The sequence below is a fragment of the Bacillus sp. FSL W7-1085 genome, from assembly GCF_038595035.1.
GTDB lineage: Bacteria > Bacillota > Bacilli > Bacillales > Bacillaceae > Bacillus > Bacillus altitudinis.
Window position 1 is genome coordinate 1,483,330 of sequence record NZ_CP152000.1, and the last position, 18,347, is coordinate 1,501,676.

An 18,347-nucleotide genomic window follows, 5' to 3' on the forward strand; every position below is an offset into this window, starting at 1 on the left:
GCAAGGAGGAGTCAAATGAAACAAGCTGTCCTTTATGTTGGGCATGGAAGCAGGGTAAAAGAAGCACAGGATAAAGCCATTTCTTTTATGAAAAGCTGTATGCCGTTAGTGGAAGCAGATATCCAAGAAATTTGTTTTTTAGAGTTGACGGACCCTTCAATCGATGAAGGGTTTGAGACTTGTGTACAAAAAGGAGCAACCCACATTGCGATCGTCCCGCTCCTCCTTTTAACTGCCATGCATGCCAAATCAGATATTCCAGATGAGATTGTGAAAGTACAAAAACGTTTCCCACAAGTGAAGGTGACATATGGAAGACCTATTGGCGTGAACCAAGAAGTCACGAAAGCGGTTATCGCAAGGATTGAAGAAGCAGGATACAAGGGAGAGCGTGCAAAAATTCTCTTAATTGGCCGTGGAAGCTCTGATCCAGATGTAAAGCGGGATGTGTTTGGCATTGCAGATGATGTCCGAAGCATGTTGCCTTGTGCAGAGGTTTTTCCGTGTTTTATTACAGCGTGTGAACCGAATTATCGTGACGTCTTAGCACAGTTAACAGTAGATGACGATACGCCTATCTATCTCGTGCCTTATCTTTTATTTACCGGCATTTTAATGAAAGAGATTGAGAGTGAAGCGAATCAGGCGAGAGAGCGGCTGCGAGATGTCCTTGTCTGCCGATATATTGGGTTTCATCCCCATGTAAAAGCAGCTTATATTGAACGTGTGCAGGAAACCATCTTAAACAAAGAGGATGCGTTTCGTTTTCAAGGAGAAAGCCATGCTTCCAGTTCATCTTGATCTAACCAATAAACACGTGCTAATTGCCGGCGGTGGAAGGATTGCGGCTAGAAGGACGAGTGCGCTATGCATGGAGCCATGCAGCATAACCATTGTGAGCCCTGACATTTGTGATGAAATGGCGAATCTCATTGAGACATATCAGCTGACTTGGAAGAAAAAGAAAGTGGATGCGGAAGATGTAAAGGATGCATTTTTAATTGTTGCTGCTACAGATGATCCTTCAGTAAATGAGTGGATGACGCAATCAGCGCTTCCTCATCAGCTCGTCAACTGTGTGAGCCAGTCAGAGCTAGGCAATGTGATTGTGCCAAAGGTTGTAAGGGCAGGAAAAGTGACAATCTCCATATCTACGAGTGGTGCAAGCCCAGCCCGCACTAAACAGTTGGCTGCGGCCATTGAGACCTTGCTTGAACAAGAGGATGTAGATGCACTGGATGAGCTCTATATAGAAAGAAAAAAAAGAAAAAGAAAAAGCCGATAAAATCTCATCTAAAGATTTAATCGGCTCTTTTTTATTTTCTCAGCTTTAGGACAACATCCTCATCAGGCGTCACAAATAATGTTTGCTGTTGATCATATGTGACAAAGCCCGGTTTTGCTCCGTTTGGTTTTTTCACATGCCGGATTTTCGTATAATCGACAGGGACGGAGCTTGATTCTTTTGCCTTCGAGAAGTAGGCAGCAATTTGTGCCGCTTCAAGCAAGGTTTGTTCATCAGGCGCTTTGTGACGAATGACAACATGTGATCCAGGAATATCCTTTGTGTGCAGCCAAATGTCATCACGAGCTGCCGCCTTTGTGGTCAAATATTCGTTTTGCTTGTTGTTTTTTCCAACGAGAATCGGAACACCTTGAGAGGATTCATATGCTTCAAGCTGAATGGCCGATGTTTTTTTCTTTTTGGCGTTGCGTTTTTGTTTGGGACGCAAATATTTTCCTTCCACCAGTTCTTCTCTTATTTCCTCTAAATCTTTTGGTGAGGCAGAGGACAGCTGCTGGATCAGCTCGTCAAAATAAACAATTTCTTCATGTGTTCGCTTGATTTGTTCATTTACGGCCTCTACTGCATTTTTTGCCTTTTGGTATTTTGTAAAATACGCTTGTGCATTTTCAGAAGGGGTTTTGTTTGTTTTGAGCGGGATCGTGATCTCTCCGCCTTCTTCATCATAATAATTGATGACAGTCGCTTCTTTATCCCCTTTTTTAATCGCATATATATTGGCAGTAAGCAATTCACCATAAAGCTGATACTTATGAGCATTTTGAGATTCTTCAAGCGTTCTTGTTAGTTTTTTTAGCTTGTTTTCATTTTTCTTTTTTTCATTCGCAACAAAACGTTCAAGATCAGCCGCCTGCTGTTTGACTCTATCTCTTTCAGCTTTTCCGAAATAAAAGCGGTCAAGCAGCTCGCTAAGAGAATCAAACGTCTTCATGTCACCATCGACGTGCTGAAGTTCTAATAAATAAAAATACTCTTTCCCATCTTTTCTCGTGAGCTGAGGGGTAAAAGAATGCGCCTGAATGAGCTGAAACATCTCGAGCAATGTACTTGGAATCGTTTCCTGATTGGCAAGACCGGCCCTGTGGACAGCTTCCTTAGCAAACAGCGGAGAAACCCCAGAGAATGTATCGACAATTTGATTGGCGATTTTCCCTTCTTGAAAACGTAAATGCTTTAAAATATCTTCCTTCGTCACGTCAAAAGGATTCAGCTTTTGCTGTGCCGGCGGCAGAAGATATTGATGTCCGGGCAGCACCGTTCGATAGCTGTTCACAGATGGAGAAAGATGTTTCAGTCCGTCAATGATCTGCTCCGTTTCGTCCTCCACGAGAATTAAGTTGCTGTGCCTGCCCATAATTTCAATATACAGCTTACGGGTTTGTTCATCGCCAATTTCATTTCGGCTTCGCACGTGCAGCACGATCACCCGATCTAACCCAATTTGTTCAAAACGTTCAATGAACCCACCCTCAAGATGTTTTCTGAGGAGCATACAAAACATTGGCGGTTCGCTCGGATTATCATCATGGTGCTCAGTGAGCTGTACCCTTGCATAGCTCGGGTGAGCGGATAAAAGAAGTTTATGATTCTTCCCCTTTGACCGGATTTGAAAAATCAGCTCATGCTTGTAGGGCTGATGTATTTTTGAAATTCTTCCACCAGTTAATGTTTCTTGCAATTCATTTGTCATACCGTATGTAAAAATGCCGTCAAATGACATGTTGGATACACCCTCTTTTTTCACACAAATCTACTGAAAGAACCTTACGTTTTCTCGTTCTTTAGGCAGTCTTATTATTATAGCATGATTTAGGACGAGTCTGAATAAACTGGCTTATAGAACACTGCATAAGAGAGAGAACAAAAGAGGAGTGGACGAGGTCAAATGAATTGGCATGAACTGAACCAAACCGATTTATTAAAAACAATGAATACATCGATAGGTGACGGACTGTCAGAAAAAGATGTGCAAAAGCGGCTTGAAAAGCATGGGCCAAATGAATTACAGGAAGGGAAAAAGGTGTCGGCGTTCGTTATTTTTTTGGCGCAATTTAAAGACTTTATGGTGTTAATCCTGCTTGCGGCAACGATTATTTCTGCTTTTTTAGGTGAATACATTGATGCTGTGGCGATTGTGGCGATTGTGCTGATAAATGGTGTGCTTGGCTTTTATCAGGAACGCCGTGCGGAAAAGTCCCTCCAAGCACTAAAGGAATTATCAACGCCGCATGTCTATGCAAGGAGAAACAATGAATGGGTCAAGATCCCGTCCAAGCACCTCGTGCCGGGAGATATTGTGAAGTTTTCAAGCGGGGACCGAATTGGGGCAGATATCAGATTACTAGAAACAAAGAGTTTGGAAATCGAAGAATCTGCCCTCACTGGAGAGTCCATCCCAGCGGTCAAACATGCGAGTCCGCTCTCGCGAGATCATGTCTCGCTTGGAGATTTGACGAATATGGCCTTTATGGGGACGCTTGTCACAAGAGGAAGCGGTGTAGGGGTTGTCATTGGTACAGGGATGAATACGGCGATGGGACAAATTGCCGGTATGCTGGATTCAGCAGGTAATATGGAAACACCGCTGCAAAGACGGCTTGAGCAGCTGGGGAAAATTTTAATTGTTGCTGCATTATTTTTAACTGTGCTTGTGGTTGTTCTTGGTGTGGTGCAAGGTCATGATTTGTATCATATGTTCTTAGCGGGTGTATCTCTCGCTGTTGCTGCGATTCCAGAAGGACTGCCGGCGATCGTCACTGTCGCACTTTCCCTAGGTGTGCAGCGGATGATTAAACAAAAATCCATTGTCAGAAAGCTGCCGGCTGTGGAAACACTCGGCTGCGCCTCGATTATTTGCTCAGATAAAACAGGCACAATGACACAAAATAAAATGACAGTGACACATGTATGGGCAGAGGGGAAAACATGGAATATTTCTGGCACTGGGTACGAGCCGTCAGGTGATTTTACCTTAAACGGAGAACTTGTCCATGTAGACAAACATCCAAGCCTGCAAAAGGTGCTATTATACGGAGCACTTTGTAATACATCGACCATCGTTGAAAAAGACGGAGAGATGAGACTTGATGGCGATCCGACAGAAGGAGCACTTCTAACCGCTGCGCGTAAAGCGGGTTTTACAGAGCAATTCATCGAAGCGGGATTTCGTGTGGTGGAGGAATTCCCTTTTGACTCTGAAAGAAAAATGATGTCAGTCGTCGTGGAAACGAATCAGAAGGAGCGGTATGTCATTGCCAAAGGGGCGCCAGATGTGCTGATGAACCGTTCAAGTCATATGATGCACGGCGGACGCACCGCCTCATTTTCAAAGGCCCACCGGCAAGAAACAGAAGCTGCCATTCAAGGTTTAGCAAGACAAGCGCTCAGAACCATTGCGATTGCATATAAAAAAGTAAGTCTGACAGAAAAAATCACCTCTGTTCAGCAGGCAGAAACTGGCCTCACATTTATCGGTCTAGAGGGCATGATTGATCCACCTCGTCCTGAAGTGAGACGAGCGATTAAAGAATGCCGGGATGCTGGCATTAAAACAGTGATGATTACAGGCGATCACGTAGAAACGGCTAAAGCGATCGCTAAAGATTTAAGTCTCTTACCGAAGCAAGGAAAGGTGCTTGATGGAAAAGCTCTGGATCAGCTAAGCGACAAAGAGCTGGAGCAAACAGCAGAAGATGTGTACGTCTTTGCTCGTGTATCACCTGAGCATAAACTGAGAATTGTGAAGGCCTATCAAAAAAATGGACATATTGTCGCGATGACAGGTGATGGGGTGAATGATGCGCCAGCGATTAAACAGGCGGATATTGGCATATCCATGGGGATTACCGGAACAGACGTTGCCAAAGAAGCTTCTTCTCTTATTTTGCTTGATGACAACTTTGCGACCATTAAATCCGCTATTAAAGAGGGCCGGAATATTTATGAAAACATTCGCAAATTTGTCCGCTATTTGCTGGCATCGAATGTGGGAGAGATTTTGGTTATGCTGTTTGCGATGCTTCTTGCGCTTCCATTGCCTCTCGTTCCAATTCAAATTTTGTGGGTAAACCTTGTCACAGACGGCCTGCCGGCTATGGCACTTGGAATGGATAAACCAGAAGGCGATGTCATGAAGAGAAAGCCGCGGAACATGAAAGAGGGGATTTTTGCAAGAGGGCTTGGTTGGAAGGTCATATCAAGAGGGTTTCTGATCGGGATTGCCACTTTGTTAGCCTTTATGTTTGTGTATCACCGTGATCCGAACAATCTTCAATATGCGCAGACGGTTGCATTCAGCACACTCGTTTTGGCGCAGCTCATTCATGTGTTTGACTGCCGCAGTGAACGGTCTATTTTTGAACGCAATCCATTCGGGAATATGTACTTGATCGGCGCCGTTGTGTCTTCCCTGCTGCTGATGCTTGTGGTCATTTATTATCCGCCGCTTCAGCCGATTTTCAAAACGGTGGCAGTCGCACCAGTTGATTGGCTTCTGATCATCGGTATGTCTGCATTGCCAACTTTTTTATTGGCGGGATCACTTTTGACAAGAAAAAAATAATTGGTTATGGTATAATTTTGAGGTAATAGTGTCTGCTATTACCTTTTTCATTTTATTAATATGAAAGAATTGGGTGTTTTCACATGATACGCAGTATGACGGGATTCGGCCAAGCGAGTAAAACGGACGGTGAACTGACAGTGTCAGTTGAGCTAAAATCGGTCAATCACCGTTTTAAAGAGGTTCATGCCCGTTTGCCGAGGCCGCTTTTATATTTCGAAGATACATTAAAAAAAATCATTCTTCGTCACGTGCAGCGCGGTCGAATTGAGCTGTTTGTTACGATTGAAGGCGGTAAACTTGCAAGCCGGTCTTTACAGATTGACTGGCCGCTGCTTGATGAATATATGAAAGCCGCAAAAGACCTTGAGGACCGCTATCATATTTCAGGTATTCAGCATGCACATGACTTACTGAAGCTGGAACAGGCTGTTCAGGTGGAAGAGTCAGTCAGCCGGAATGAGCAGCTGGAGCATTTGCTGATTGACACTTGTGAAGAAGCTGTCAAGGAGCTTTGCTTTATGAGAGAGCAGGAGGGAACATCACTTCAAAAAGACTGTGAACTCAGGCTGTCTGAACTCGAGGCATTTACAGAAGAAATCAAAGTGTTTGCACCAGAGGTTGTGAGTCAGTACAAAGAACGATTGAATCAAAGATTGCAAGAATGGATCGGAGAGGCGCTTGAAGAGAGCAGGCTGACCACAGAAGCGGCCATCTTTGCTGATCGCTGTGACATTACAGAAGAGATTACGAGGCTGAAAAGTCATTTTCAGCAGTTCCAGCAAATTTTGACGCAAGGCGGCGCTGCCGGACGAAAGCTTGACTTTCTTGTACAGGAGCTCAACCGTGAAGTGAACACGATTGGATCAAAAGCAAACCATCACCATTTAACAAAGCTGGTGGTTGAAATGAAAAGCGCTATTGAAAAAATAAAAGAACAAGTGCAAAATATAGAATAGTCATTGTGTATGCTGTTTACAGTGCGTCTCTTTCGGCGAGACTAGAGACGTTTATATTACAGGGGGACGAAAGAAGATGACCATAAAGTTGATCAATATCGGATTTGGAAACATCATTTCAGCGAATCGGATGATTTCGATCGTCAGTCCGGAATCAGCACCGATTAAACGAATGATACAAGACGCAAGAGATCGAGGCATGCTCATTGATGCGACATACGGAAGAAGAACCCGTGCTGTTGTCATTATGGACAGTGACCATGTCATCTTATCTGCCGTTCAGCCTGAGACTGTCGCGCAAAGACTTTCTGTAAAAGAAGAAATCATAGATGAAGGGCAGGGGTAATACGCCATTATGAAAGAAAGAGGACTTTTAATCGTTCTCTCTGGACCTTCGGGAGTTGGAAAAGGAACGGTCAGACAAGCCATTTTCTCCCAGGAAGATACGAAATTTGAATACTCTATTTCTGTGACAACCCGCAAACCGCGTGAAGGTGAAAGAAATGGTGTTGATTATTTCTTTAAAACCAGGGAAGAATTTGAACATATGATTGAAAACAAAAAGCTGTTAGAATGGGCAGAATATGTCGGGAATTACTACGGCACGCCTGTTGACTATGTAGAACAAACATTGAGCGAAGGAAAAGATGTTTTCCTTGAAATCGAAGTGCAAGGTGCACTTCAAGTAAGAGAAGCATTCCCGGAAGGTCTCTTTATTTTCCTTGCACCGCCAAGTCTTTCAGAACTTCAAAACCGCATTATTACACGCGGGACAGAATCTGAGGATCTCATCCGTAACCGAATGGCTGCTGCAAAAGAAGAAATTGAAATGATGGATGCTTATGACTATGTCGTTGAAAACGACGATGTCGAGCTTGCATGTGAAAGAATTAAAGCGATCGTCCTTGCAGAGCACCTGCGAAGAGACAGAGTCGCACCAAGATATAAAAAAATGCTGGGGGTAGAATAAACCATGTTAGATCCTTCAATTGACTCATTGATGAACAAACTTGACTCAAAATATACACTTGTCACAGTGTCTGCACGCCGTGCACGTGAAATGCAAATCCATCAAGATCAACAAATCGAAAACACAAAATCCTACAAATTTGTAGGGAAAGCTCTTGAAGAAATCGATGCTGGTCTTTTGACATTTGAAAAAGAAGAGCAAGAATAACATCGCTTCTGCTATGCAGATACGATACGTTCAAAAAAGTCAAAACTATGATTGGTTTTGACTTTTTTGAATTGTAGACGAATTTGTGAAAAAGGCCGTTAAGGGGGACAAACAAATGTTACAGTCAAAAAATATTTTACTCGGCGTCAGCGGAGGAATCGCCGTATATAAAGCAGCTGCACTCACTAGTAAACTCGTACAGGCAGGCGCAAACGTAAGAGTGATTATGACAGAATCTGCCCGTGAGTTTGTGTCTCCGCTCACCTTTCAAGCCCTATCTCGGCATGAGGTGTATGTGGATACATTTAAAGAAAATAATCCAAAAGTCATAGCGCATATTGATGTAGCTGACTGGGCCGATCTCATTCTTGTTGCCCCTGCAACAGCACATACCATTGGTAAAATGGCCGCAGGACTTGCTGATGATATGCTCACAACGACCTTGCTTGCTTCAACAGCTCCTGTATGGGTTGCACCGGCTATGAATGTGCACATGTATGACCATCCAGCTGTCAAGCGGAACATCCGCACTTTATATGAAGACGGCTACCGGTTTATAGAGCCAAGTGAAGGCTATTTAGCATGCGGCTACATTGGAAAAGGACGCTTAGAGGAGCCTGAAAAAATTGTTGAACACATCCGTGCGTTTTTTGATGAGCCAACCAGCTTGCCGCTTTCAGGTAAAAAAGTCGTGGTCACAGCTGGTCCTACACGAGAAGTGATCGACCCTGTTCGTTTCCTTTCAAATCGATCTTCTGGGAAAATGGGCTATGCCATTGCAGAAGCTGCCGAGCAAATGGGCGCTGATGTCACGCTCATTTCAGGACCTGTTTCGTTAACTGCACCTGAGCATGTGGATGTAGTGCAAGTGGAATCGGCTGAGGAGATGTATCAAGCAGCGTTAAATGTATACGAGACAGCAGATATAGTGATTAAATCAGCAGCCGTTGCCGATTATACGCCTGTCACGACGTATTCTCATAAAATGAAAAAACAAGACGGTGAACTAGCGGTTGAATTTAAGCGGACGAAAGATATTTTAAAAGAGCTTGGGAAGAGAAAAGAACATCAGGTGCTAGTCGGCTTTGCAGCTGAGACGCAGGATGTAGAATACTATGCGAAAAAGAAAATCGAATCCAAGCATTTAGATATGATTGTCGCGAACAATGTTGCAGCAGAGGGCGCGGGCTTTGGCACAGATACGAATGTCGCAGCATTGATAAAAGCAGACGGAACAAAAAAAGAGCTGCCAATGATGAGCAAAAAAGATCTTGCCTTTGAAATCTTACAGGAGGCAAAGCAGCTGCTGCCAAAAGAGCGTGATCGAGCATGATTGCTGAAGTGATCGTCGATGTCACAACGAAAGCCATTGACAGGCCGTTTGACTATCGTGTGCCAGACCGCTTTAAAGGCCTTGTCAAGGCTGGTATGAGGGTAGTGGTTCCTTTTGGCCCAAGGAAGATTCAAGGGTTTGTGACAAAAATCAAAGAAGAAACAGACGTACAGTCAGGAAATATCAAGGACATTGTCGATTTATTTGATTTATCTCCTGTTCTGACAGATGAGCTATTGGAGCTTTCCCACTGGCTGACGGAAAAAACATTGTCCTATCATATTACGGCGCTTCAATCGATGCTTCCAGCAGCGATGAAAGCCAAATATGAAAAAGAAATTCAGGTGTTATCAGCTGAGGAACTTCCGCAGTCATTGAAAGAGCTTTTCGGTCAGCAAGAGAGCATCCTTTACGCTGACATTCCGCCTGAACAGCTGAAGCCTATTCAAAAGCATGTCCAAAAAGGTCATCTAGAAGTCAGATATCACGTCTCACAAAAATCCGGAAAGAAAAAGGTGCGGACACTTCAGGTAGCAGTTACGAAAGAAAAACTTGAAGAAAAGCAGGAACAGTTAAAGAAAAATGCGGTGAAACAGAAGGCGTTGCTTACCTTTCTATTTCAAGCGAATGAAACGACGTTTTTAGCAAAAGATTTGCAGCAGCAAACAGGTGCTAGTTCTCAAACGATAAAAGCCTTGATTCAAGAAGGTCTGTTAACAGAAAGCTATGAAGAGATTTATCGAGATCCTTATCGGGATAGGGAGTTTACACCATCTACTCCTCTTGATCTCACAACAGAGCAAGCAGAAGCGGCAAAACCCATTCATCAAGCAGTGAGCGATGAAAAACATGAAACGTTTTTACTGCACGGGGTCACAGGAAGCGGTAAAACCGAAATTTATTTACAGACGATTGATCATGTCCTCCAAAAGGGAAAAGAAGCGATCGTCCTAGTTCCTGAAATTTCATTAACGCCTCAAATGGTCCAGCGTTTTAAAGAGCGCTTCGGGTCCAATGTGGCTGTCCTTCATAGCGGCTTATCGACTGGGGAAAAATACGATGAATGGCGGAAAATCCACCGCAAGGAAGTCAAACTTGTCGTTGGCGCAAGATCGGCTGTTTTTGCCCCGTTTGAGAATCTAGGAATGATCATTATAGATGAAGAACACGAATCGTCATATAAACAAGAAGAAATGCCTCGGTATCATGCGAAAGATGTGGCCATTGAACGAGCAGGGCGGCACCAATGTCCGGTTGTATTAGGCAGTGCAACGCCTTCACTTGAGTCATATGCGCGTGCGGAAAAGGGTGTGTATACACTGCTGACGCTCAAACGGCGCGTCAATCAGCAGCAGCTGCCGCACGTTTCGTTAATTGATATGAGAGAAGAATTAAGAAATGGCAACCGCTCCATGTTCTCAGAAGAATTAATGCTTAGGTTAAAAGAAGTACTTGAAAGGAAAGAGCAGGCAGTTTTATTTCTCAATAAAAGAGGTTATTCATCCTTTGTGATGTGCCGTGATTGCGGATATGTGGAACAATGTCCTCATTGTGAGATCTCTCTCACTTATCACCGCTTTCAAAAACGGCTGAAGTGCCATTATTGCGGTCACGAAGCTCCTGTACCTGCAGAATGCCCAGAATGTCACAGTGAGCATATTCGCTATTTTGGTACAGGCACACAGCGTGTGGAAGAAGAGCTGACGAAGGTATTGCCAGAAGCAAGGGTCATCCGAATGGATGTAGATACAACCTCTCGGAAAGGCGCGCACGAAAAGCTTCTCACGTCCTTTGGTAATAAAGAAGCAGACATTCTGCTTGGGACGCAAATGATTGCAAAAGGATTAGACTTTCCAGATGTTACACTTGTCGGTGTCCTTAGTGCGGATACGTCTCTTCACATCCCTGATTTTCGTTCAAGTGAAAAAACGTTTCAGCTTCTTACACAAGTAAGCGGACGCGCGGGACGTCATGAAAAAGCGGGGTCAGTCATTATTCAATCATATACACCTTCGCATTATAGTATTGAATTAACCAAACAGCATGATTATGAAGCCTTTTATGAGCAGGAGATGTTGCACCGTCGTCATCAGTCCTATCCGCCATTTTATTTTTTGGCGATGGTGACTGTATCACATGAAGAAGTGACAAAGGCAGCGCATGTCACAGACAAAATTGTTCAGTTCCTGAAAATGAATTGTGCACCGAATACAAGAATTCTCGGTCCTGCTGCTTCTCCGATCGCTAAGATCAAAGATAGATATCGATATCAATGCGTGATAAAATACAAAAGGGAAAATGAACTGGCAAGTTTATTACGAAAAATACAAGATCATTATCAAAAAGAAATGGAACAAAAACAGTTGATGATATCAATCGATATGAATCCATATATGATGATGTAAAACGGAGGTCTTTTCGTGGCAATCAAACCGATAGTCTTACATCCTGCAGACGTGCTTGAACAACAAACAGAGCTTGTTGATACATTCGATAAAAAACTGAAAAAACTGCTGGATGATATGTATGATACAATGCTTGAACTAGATGGAGTCGGCCTAGCCGCACCACAAATCGGCATCTCAAAAAGAATCGCCGTGGTCGATATCGGAGAAGATTCTGGGAGGATTGACTTAGTAAATCCTGAGATTCTTGAAGTGGAAGGGAGCCAGACAGACATTGAAGGCTGCCTGAGCTTTCCATCTTTGTACGGAACGGTTGAAAGACCAAATTATGTGAAGGTGAAAGCCTTTGATAAGAAAGGCAAACCATTTACAATAGAAGCAGAAGGATTTTTAGCAAGAGCTTTATTGCATGAAATTGATCACTTAGACGGCGTATTATTCACGTCGAAGATCATTCAAACGTATACAGAAAAAGAACTTGCGGAAATGGAAGGGTGAAGAAAATGGCACGTATCGTATTTATGGGAACCCCTGATTTCTCAGTACCTGTGCTGCAAACACTTATAACAGAAGGATACGAAGTGGTAGGGGTCGTCACACAGCCAGATCGCCCGAAAGGCAGAAAACGAGTGCTCACGCCGCCTCCTGTAAAAGTAGAAGCCTTAAAACACGGCATTCCAGTTTTACAGCCTGAAAAGGTACGTCTTGATGAAGAAATTGATAAAGTGCTTGCGTTAAAGCCAGATTTGATCGTAACAGCAGCATTCGGACAAATTTTGCCAAAAAGATTACTTGATGAACCTGAATTTGGCTGTATCAACGTTCATGCCTCACTGCTGCCAGAACTAAGAGGCGGTGCACCGATCCATTATGCGATCCTGCAAGGCAAAAAGAAAACAGGCGTGACGATCATGTATATGGTAGAAAAGCTTGATGCAGGTGACATGATTAGCAAAGTAGAAGTAGAAATTGATGAATTAGACAACGTCGGAACACTGCACGATAAATTAAGTGTGGCTGGTGCGGCTTTATTAAAAGACACAGTTCCAAATGTGTTAAGCAGGTCTATCTCGCCAATTCCGCAAAATGAAGAGGCAGCAACGTATGCACCAAATATTAAGCGGGAGCAGGAAAGGTTAGACTGGACCAAGCCAGGAGAAGAGCTTTACAACCAAGTTCGCGGCTTAAATCCATGGCCAGTTGCCTATACTGAATGGAACGGTGCTAACTTAAAAGTATGGGAAGCGAAAAAAGTTCCGCTTCAAGCACCAGAAGAACCTGGGAAAGTGATTGAGCTTCAAAAAGAAGGACCAGTCGTTGGAACAGGAAATCATCAAGGCCTTTTATTAACGAGTGTACAGCCCGCTGGAAAGAAAAAAATGAGCGGTGAAGACTTCTTAAGAGGCGCAAATATCGAAATTGGACAGAAATTAGGGCTAATCAATGAAGAAAAGTAATGTGAGAGAAGTAGCGCTAGACGCTTTAATCAAACTCGAACAAAATCAAGCCTACAGTAACTTGCTTTTGCAGTCAGTGATGAAAGAGAAAGAACTCTCCGATCAAGACAAACCGCTATTAACAGAACTTGTATACGGTACACTGCAAAACAAGCTGGCACTTGATTATATGCTCACACCCTTTGTGAAAAAACCGCAAAAAGTGGCTCCTTGGGTGATGCAGCTTTTGCGGATGTCTCTTTATCAGATGGTTTATCTTGAAAAAATTCCAGATCGTGCAGCCATCCATGAAGCAGTGGAACTAACGAAAAAGCGCGGACATAAAGGTATTTCTTCACTAGTCAACGGCGTTCTTCGTTCTGTGCAAAGAGAAGGCGTGCCATCATTTGATGCGATCAAAGATCCGGTAAAAAGGCTCTCAATAGAGACAAGCCATCCATTGTGGCTCGTACAAGAATGGGTGGAGGCGTACGGTTTTGAAGCAGCAGAAAGCATGTGCCGTATTCATTTAGTCCCGCCAAAGCAGACATTGCGTGTCAATCAAATGAAAAAAAACCGCACTGCACTGCAGCAAGAACTCATGGATGCAGGAATTGAGACAGAGCTCGGCGATCTCTCTGAGGATGCACTCAAACTCATGAAAGGATCTATCGTATCCACTCCTTTCTTTCAAGAGGGCTTTGTCACGATCCAAGATGAAAGCTCCATGCTTGTCGCAAGAGCGCTGGACCCTCAGCCGGGAGAAATGGTGCTTGATGCCTGTGCCGCTCCTGGTGGTAAATCAACACATATCGCAGAGCGAATGAACGATGAGGGGAACATAGTGTCTCTTGATTTACATGAGCACAAAGTAAAACTGATCAAACAGGCGGCAAAGCGTCTAAACTTAACGCATATTGAGGCAAAAGCGCTTGATGCAAGAAAAGCATCCGACCATTATGATGATGCTTCGTTTGACCGTATTCTCATTGATGCACCATGTTCAGGTTTTGGCGTCATCAGACGAAAACCAGATATGAAATATACAAAGTCCTCGGAAGACTCAGCAAGACTTGCGACAATTCAGCAATCGATCTTGCATGAAACAGCCCAGCTGCTAAAGCCAGGCGGAACCCTTGTATACAGTACATGTACAATGGATCCAACAGAAAATCAACAAGTGATTCATGCGTTTTTACAAGAACACCAAGACTTCGAACCCGATCTATCTCTTAATGAACGGCTGCCTGAGCAGGTTGCTCCGTTTGTTCAAAACGGAAGTGTACAAATACTTCCTCATTATTTCGGAACAGATGGTTTCTTTATTTGCAGCATGAGAAAGAAGGGATAAAAAATGACAGAACAAAAACAAAAAGTAAGAAAAGAACTGAAAACAGACATGCCGTCGATCTACTCGTTTGAGCTAAATGAAATCAAAGACTGGTTAAAGGAACAAGGCGAAAAGCCTTTCCGTGCAACACAAATTTTTGAGTGGCTTTATGAAAAACGCGTCACATCCTTTGATGAAATGTCTAACCTATCAAAGGAATTAAGAGAAAAATTAAAAGATCAATTCGCCATCACGACTTTAAAAACAGTGATCAAACAAACATCTCAAGATGGAACGATCAAGTTCTTATTTGAATTACACGATGGCTATACCATTGAAACCGTGCTAATGCGCCACGAATACGGCAACTCTGTCTGCGTCACAACACAGGTTGGCTGCCGGATTGGCTGTACATTCTGTGCATCTACACTTGGCGGTTTGAAACGTAACCTTGAGGCGGGAGAAATTGTGGCCCAAGTATTGAAAGTACAACAGGCGCTTGATGAAACAGATGAACGCGTCAGCTCAGTTGTCATCATGGGAATTGGCGAACCGTTTGATAACTTTGATGAAATGCTTGCATTCCTTAAAATCATTAACCATGACAACGGCTTAAATATTGGAGCACGTCATATTACGGTTTCGACGAGCGGGATCATTCCAAAGATTTATCAATTTGCGGATGAGCAAATGCAAATCAACTTTGCTGTCTCCCTGCACGCACCAAATACTGAAATTCGAAGCCGCCTCATGCCAATCAATAAGGCATACAAGCTGCCAAAATTAATGGAAGCTATCGAATACTACATTCAAAAAACAGGCAGACGCGTGAGCTTTGAATACGGTCTGTTTGGCGGAGTCAATGATCAAGTCCATCACGCAGAAGAACTTGCTGATTTATTAAAAGGAATCAAATGCCATGTAAACCTCATCCCGGTGAACTATGTACCAGAAAGAGATTACGTGAGAACACCAAGAGAACAAATCTTCCTATTTGAAAAAACGCTGAAAGAACGAGGCGTAAACGTAACGATTAGACGAGAGCAAGGCCATGATATTGATGCTGCTTGCGGTCAGCTAAGAGCGAAGGAGCGTCAGGAAGAGACGAGGTGACGAATGTTGATAAGGGCAGCCTTTCAAACCGATACAGGAAAAGTCCGTCAGCATAATGAAGATGATGCAGGTATTTTTGAAGCAAAAGAAGACACACTTCTAGCTGTTGTAGCAGATGGAATGGGAGGTCATCTTGCTGGTGATGTAGCCAGCAAGATGGCAGTTTCTTCTTTAAAAGAATACTGGCAGGAAACATCTTCAATTCCAAATAAACCAGCCGATCAAGAAAATTGGTTAATCTCAAAAATTAGCGACATTAATGACCAAGTATACGAACATGCGAAAAACAATGAGGAATGCCAAGGAATGGGGACGACCATCGTTTGTGCGCTCGTTCATTTGCAAACGGTCACAATTGCCCATATTGGTGACAGCCGCTGCTACTTGCTAAGAGAAGGCGCGCTGACCCAATTAACAGATGATCACTCACTAGTGAATGAGTTAGTGAAAACAGGAGAGATTTCAAAAGCGGATGCAGAATATCATCCAAGAAAAAATGTGCTGACCAAAGCGTTAGGAACAGATAAACACGTTCAAATTGATGCACGAACTTTTGAAGTGGATCCAGGAGATCAAATTTTGCTTTGCTCAGACGGATTATCGAATAAAGTAGAAGAAGAACATTTGATTCAGATTTTATCGCAAACAACCGCACCAGATGAAAAAGTAACAGAGTTAGTTCAAACAGCGAATGACAACGGCGGTGAAGATAACATTACAGCAGTACTGTTAGAAATCTCCTCCCAAACAGAGGAGGGTGACAGCAAGTGTTGATCGGAAAAAGGATCAGCGGCCGTTATCAAATTCTTCGCGCCATAGGCGGAGGCGGAATGGCCAACGTTTATTTGGCGGAGGATATGATTTTAGATCGCGAAGTGGCGATTAAAATTTTACGGTTTGACTTTGCAAGCGATGATGATTTTATTAGACGGTTCCGGAGAGAAGCGCAATCAGCAGCCAGCTTAGATCATCCGAATATTGTCAGTATCTACGATGTAGGGGAAGAAGATGACATTTATTATATTGTCATGGAATATGTCGAGGGGATGACGCTGAAAGAATACATACACGCCAATGGACCGCTTCATCCAAAAGAAGCCGTTCGCATCATGGAGCAAGTCGTTGCGGCGATGGAAGAAGCCCATGCGAAACAGCTCGTCCATCGAGACATTAAGCCTCACAATATATTAATAGACAACTTGGGGAATATCAAAGTCACTGATTTTGGCATTGCCATGGCACTTAGCTCAGCGACCATTACCCATACGAATTCTGTTCTTGGTTCCGTGCATTATTTGTCCCCAGAGCAAGCGCGCGGCGGTCTTGCAACGAAAAAGTCAGACATTTATTCACTTGGTATTGTTCTTTATGAGCTGATTTCAGGACGCATGCCATTTGAAGGAGAATCCGCTGTCAGTGTCGCACTGAAGCATTTGCAATCAGAGCCGCCATCTGTGAGAAGGTGGAATCCTTCTGTACCACAAAGCGTGGAGAACATCATCTTAAAGGCGATGGCCAAAGATCCATTCTATCGATACGAAGATGCATCTGAAATGCAAAAAGACTTAAAAACGGCTTTTGACCCTGCAAGACTAAAAGAAAAGCGCTTTGTCATTGAAGAAGATCATGAAGCAACAAAAGCCATTCCTATTATAAAAGATCATCAAGTCGATCAAGACAATGAAAAAACAGCCGTCCACCCGGTTCAAAAACCAAAGAAAAAAGAGAAACAAAAGCCGAAGAAAAAACGGAAAAAATGGCCGTGGATTGTAGCGTCGATCTTATTTGTTTTGACGGCTGCGACCATTTTAGCGATCACGGTCTTCCCAGGATTACTCTTTCCAAAGGATGTAGAGGTGACCGATGTTTCTGGCATGACGGTTGAAAAAGCGGAAGATACCTTGAAGAAAGCCGGATTTACCGTCGCTTCTGAACCCATTGATATTGCCGACGAGAAGATTGAAAAAGGGCTGGTTGTCAAAACAGACCCGAAAATCGGAACGAAGGTAAAAGAAGGGACAGAAATTCAGCTTTATCAAAGTACAGGTAAAGAAAAAACCGAATTACCTGATGTAACAGGTGAAAAGGTCGAGAAAGCAAAAGAACTATTAGAGAAAAAAGGGTTTAAACAGGTTGTTGTGGAGGAAGTGAATGATAATGACACAGAATCAGGCATTGTCATGGAACAGAAACCTTCCGCGAATACAGAACTTGTCGCAGCAGATGAAGAAGTCACATTGACCGTCAGTATAGGCCCTGCCGATATTACCTTACGGGATTTAACGACGTATAGTAAACAGGCCGCATCAAATTATCTAGAGGATAATGGACTAAAGCTAGATGAAAAAGAAGCATATTCTGACGATGTGCCAAAAGGTGAGGTCATGAAGCAGGAACCAGGAGCGGGGACTGCTGTTAAACCTGGTGATACGGTTAAAATTACGTTCTCTCTTGGCCCAAAAGAGAAACCGGCTAAAACGGTGACTGAAAAGATTGCGATCCCCTATGAACCAGAAACAGAAGGACAAGAAATGAATGTTCAAATATCTATTGATGACGCAGAACATAGCATTTCTGATTTATATGAAACCTTTAAAATCACTGCGCCTACTGAGCGAACGATTAAATTTAAGATAGAACCTGGTCAAAAAGGATACTATCAGGTGACAGTGGATGATAAAGTAGTAAGCTCCAAAACGATTGAATACCCTGATGATGAATAAAGGA

16 protein-coding genes are annotated in these 18,347 nt (G+C 43.3%); 15 read left to right on the top strand and 1 reads right to left on the bottom strand.

The window, feature by feature from the left end:
* The first annotated feature begins 15 nt into the window (after positions 1-15).
* A complete protein-coding gene (locus tag MKY11_RS07520) occupies positions 16-801 on the top strand; it encodes a sirohydrochlorin chelatase (RefSeq protein WP_342501977.1) in 786 nt (261 codons plus the stop codon).
* A complete protein-coding gene (locus tag MKY11_RS07525; RefSeq protein ID WP_342501978.1) occupies positions 782-1,285 on the top strand; it encodes an NAD(P)-dependent oxidoreductase in 504 nt (167 codons plus the stop codon). Before MKY11_RS07520 ends, MKY11_RS07525 begins: the two co-directional genes overlap by 20 nt.
* A 31-nt stretch (positions 1,286-1,316) precedes the next feature.
* On the opposite strand, the gene MKY11_RS07530 is transcribed toward MKY11_RS07525, so the two are convergent.
* Positions 1,317-3,026: an NFACT RNA binding domain-containing protein gene (locus MKY11_RS07530; RefSeq protein WP_342501979.1), complete on the bottom strand. Its 1,710-nt coding sequence runs from the start codon at positions 3,024-3,026 to the stop codon at positions 1,317-1,319.
* 165 nt (positions 3,027-3,191) lie between these two features.
* Between MKY11_RS07530 and MKY11_RS07535 the strand changes: the two genes are divergently transcribed.
* From MKY11_RS07535 to pknB, 13 genes are all read left to right on the top strand, one after another.
* A complete protein-coding gene (locus MKY11_RS07535) occupies positions 3,192-5,867 on the top strand; it encodes a calcium-translocating P-type ATPase, SERCA-type (protein WP_041090558.1) in 2,676 nt (891 codons plus the stop codon).
* A gap of 83 nt (positions 5,868-5,950) precedes the next feature.
* The gene (locus MKY11_RS07540; RefSeq protein WP_007499682.1) at positions 5,951-6,826 is read left to right on the top strand and encodes a YicC/YloC family endoribonuclease; all 876 of its coding nucleotides are present in this window, start codon (positions 5,951-5,953) and stop codon (positions 6,824-6,826) included.
* A gap of 76 nt (positions 6,827-6,902) precedes the next feature.
* Positions 6,903-7,172 carry an extracellular matrix/biofilm regulator RemA gene (gene remA / locus MKY11_RS07545; RefSeq protein ID WP_008344898.1) on the top strand — a complete coding sequence of 90 codons (270 nt, stop codon included), beginning with the start codon at positions 6,903-6,905 and terminating at the stop codon, positions 7,170-7,172.
* A gap of 9 nt (positions 7,173-7,181) precedes the next feature.
* A complete protein-coding gene (gene gmk / locus MKY11_RS07550) occupies positions 7,182-7,796 on the top strand; it encodes a guanylate kinase (RefSeq protein ID WP_007499680.1) in 615 nt (204 codons plus the stop codon).
* A gap of 3 nt (positions 7,797-7,799) precedes the next feature.
* The gene (rpoZ, locus tag MKY11_RS07555) at positions 7,800-8,003 is read left to right on the top strand and encodes a DNA-directed RNA polymerase subunit omega (RefSeq protein ID WP_008344896.1); all 204 of its coding nucleotides are present in this window, start codon (positions 7,800-7,802) and stop codon (positions 8,001-8,003) included.
* A gap of 115 nt (positions 8,004-8,118) precedes the next feature.
* Positions 8,119-9,336 (top strand): bifunctional phosphopantothenoylcysteine decarboxylase/phosphopantothenate--cysteine ligase CoaBC, encoded by a 1,218-nt coding sequence (coaBC, locus tag MKY11_RS07560; RefSeq protein ID WP_047947052.1) that lies wholly within the window; start codon positions 8,119-8,121, stop codon positions 9,334-9,336.
* Positions 9,333-11,741: a primosomal protein N' gene (gene priA, locus MKY11_RS07565; protein WP_342501980.1), complete on the top strand. Its 2,409-nt coding sequence runs from the start codon at positions 9,333-9,335 to the stop codon at positions 11,739-11,741. The genes coaBC and priA overlap by 4 nt, the downstream gene beginning before the upstream one ends.
* Positions 11,742-11,756: 15 nt before the next feature.
* The gene (def, locus tag MKY11_RS07570; RefSeq protein WP_017359337.1) at positions 11,757-12,239 is read left to right on the top strand and encodes a peptide deformylase; all 483 of its coding nucleotides are present in this window, start codon (positions 11,757-11,759) and stop codon (positions 12,237-12,239) included.
* A 5-nt stretch (positions 12,240-12,244) separates the two neighbouring features.
* The gene (fmt, locus tag MKY11_RS07575) at positions 12,245-13,198 is read left to right on the top strand and encodes a methionyl-tRNA formyltransferase (RefSeq protein ID WP_178896651.1); all 954 of its coding nucleotides are present in this window, start codon (positions 12,245-12,247) and stop codon (positions 13,196-13,198) included.
* The gene (rsmB, locus tag MKY11_RS07580; protein WP_057079566.1) at positions 13,185-14,528 is read left to right on the top strand and encodes a 16S rRNA (cytosine(967)-C(5))-methyltransferase RsmB; all 1,344 of its coding nucleotides are present in this window, start codon (positions 13,185-13,187) and stop codon (positions 14,526-14,528) included. The genes fmt and rsmB overlap by 14 nt, the downstream gene beginning before the upstream one ends.
* Positions 14,529-14,531: 3 nt before the next feature.
* Positions 14,532-15,620, top strand: coding sequence for a 23S rRNA (adenine(2503)-C(2))-methyltransferase RlmN (rlmN, locus tag MKY11_RS07585; protein ID WP_024720337.1), 1,089 nt, complete (start codon positions 14,532-14,534; stop codon positions 15,618-15,620).
* Between the two features lie 3 nt (positions 15,621-15,623).
* The gene (locus tag MKY11_RS07590; protein WP_034647887.1) at positions 15,624-16,394 is read left to right on the top strand and encodes a Stp1/IreP family PP2C-type Ser/Thr phosphatase; all 771 of its coding nucleotides are present in this window, start codon (positions 15,624-15,626) and stop codon (positions 16,392-16,394) included.
* Positions 16,388-18,343: a Stk1 family PASTA domain-containing Ser/Thr kinase gene (gene pknB, locus MKY11_RS07595; RefSeq protein WP_025207318.1), complete on the top strand. Its 1,956-nt coding sequence runs from the start codon at positions 16,388-16,390 to the stop codon at positions 18,341-18,343. Before MKY11_RS07590 ends, pknB begins: the two co-directional genes overlap by 7 nt.
* Positions 18,344-18,347 lie beyond the last annotated feature (4 nt).

Coding starts and splice junctions, on each gene's coding strand:
- MKY11_RS07520 (WP_342501977.1), top strand. CDS start 16: ATGAAACAAGCTGTCCTTTATGTTGGGCATGGAAGCAGGGTAAAAGAA.
- MKY11_RS07525 (WP_342501978.1), top strand. CDS start 782: ATGCTTCCAGTTCATCTTGATCTAACCAATAAACACGTGCTAATTGCC.
- MKY11_RS07530 (WP_342501979.1), bottom strand. CDS start 3,026: ATGTCATTTGACGGCATTTTTACATACGGTATGACAAATGAATTGCAA.
- MKY11_RS07535 (WP_041090558.1), top strand. CDS start 3,192: ATGAATTGGCATGAACTGAACCAAACCGATTTATTAAAAACAATGAAT.
- MKY11_RS07540 (WP_007499682.1), top strand. CDS start 5,951: ATGATACGCAGTATGACGGGATTCGGCCAAGCGAGTAAAACGGACGGT.
- remA (WP_008344898.1), top strand. CDS start 6,903: ATGACCATAAAGTTGATCAATATCGGATTTGGAAACATCATTTCAGCG.
- gmk (WP_007499680.1), top strand. CDS start 7,182: ATGAAAGAAAGAGGACTTTTAATCGTTCTCTCTGGACCTTCGGGAGTT.
- rpoZ (WP_008344896.1), top strand. CDS start 7,800: ATGTTAGATCCTTCAATTGACTCATTGATGAACAAACTTGACTCAAAA.
- coaBC (WP_047947052.1), top strand. CDS start 8,119: ATGTTACAGTCAAAAAATATTTTACTCGGCGTCAGCGGAGGAATCGCC.
- priA (WP_342501980.1), top strand. CDS start 9,333: ATGATTGCTGAAGTGATCGTCGATGTCACAACGAAAGCCATTGACAGG.
- fmt (WP_178896651.1), top strand. CDS start 12,245: ATGGCACGTATCGTATTTATGGGAACCCCTGATTTCTCAGTACCTGTG.
- rsmB (WP_057079566.1), top strand. CDS start 13,185: ATGAAGAAAAGTAATGTGAGAGAAGTAGCGCTAGACGCTTTAATCAAA.
- rlmN (WP_024720337.1), top strand. CDS start 14,532: ATGACAGAACAAAAACAAAAAGTAAGAAAAGAACTGAAAACAGACATG.
- MKY11_RS07590 (WP_034647887.1), top strand. CDS start 15,624: ATGTTGATAAGGGCAGCCTTTCAAACCGATACAGGAAAAGTCCGTCAG.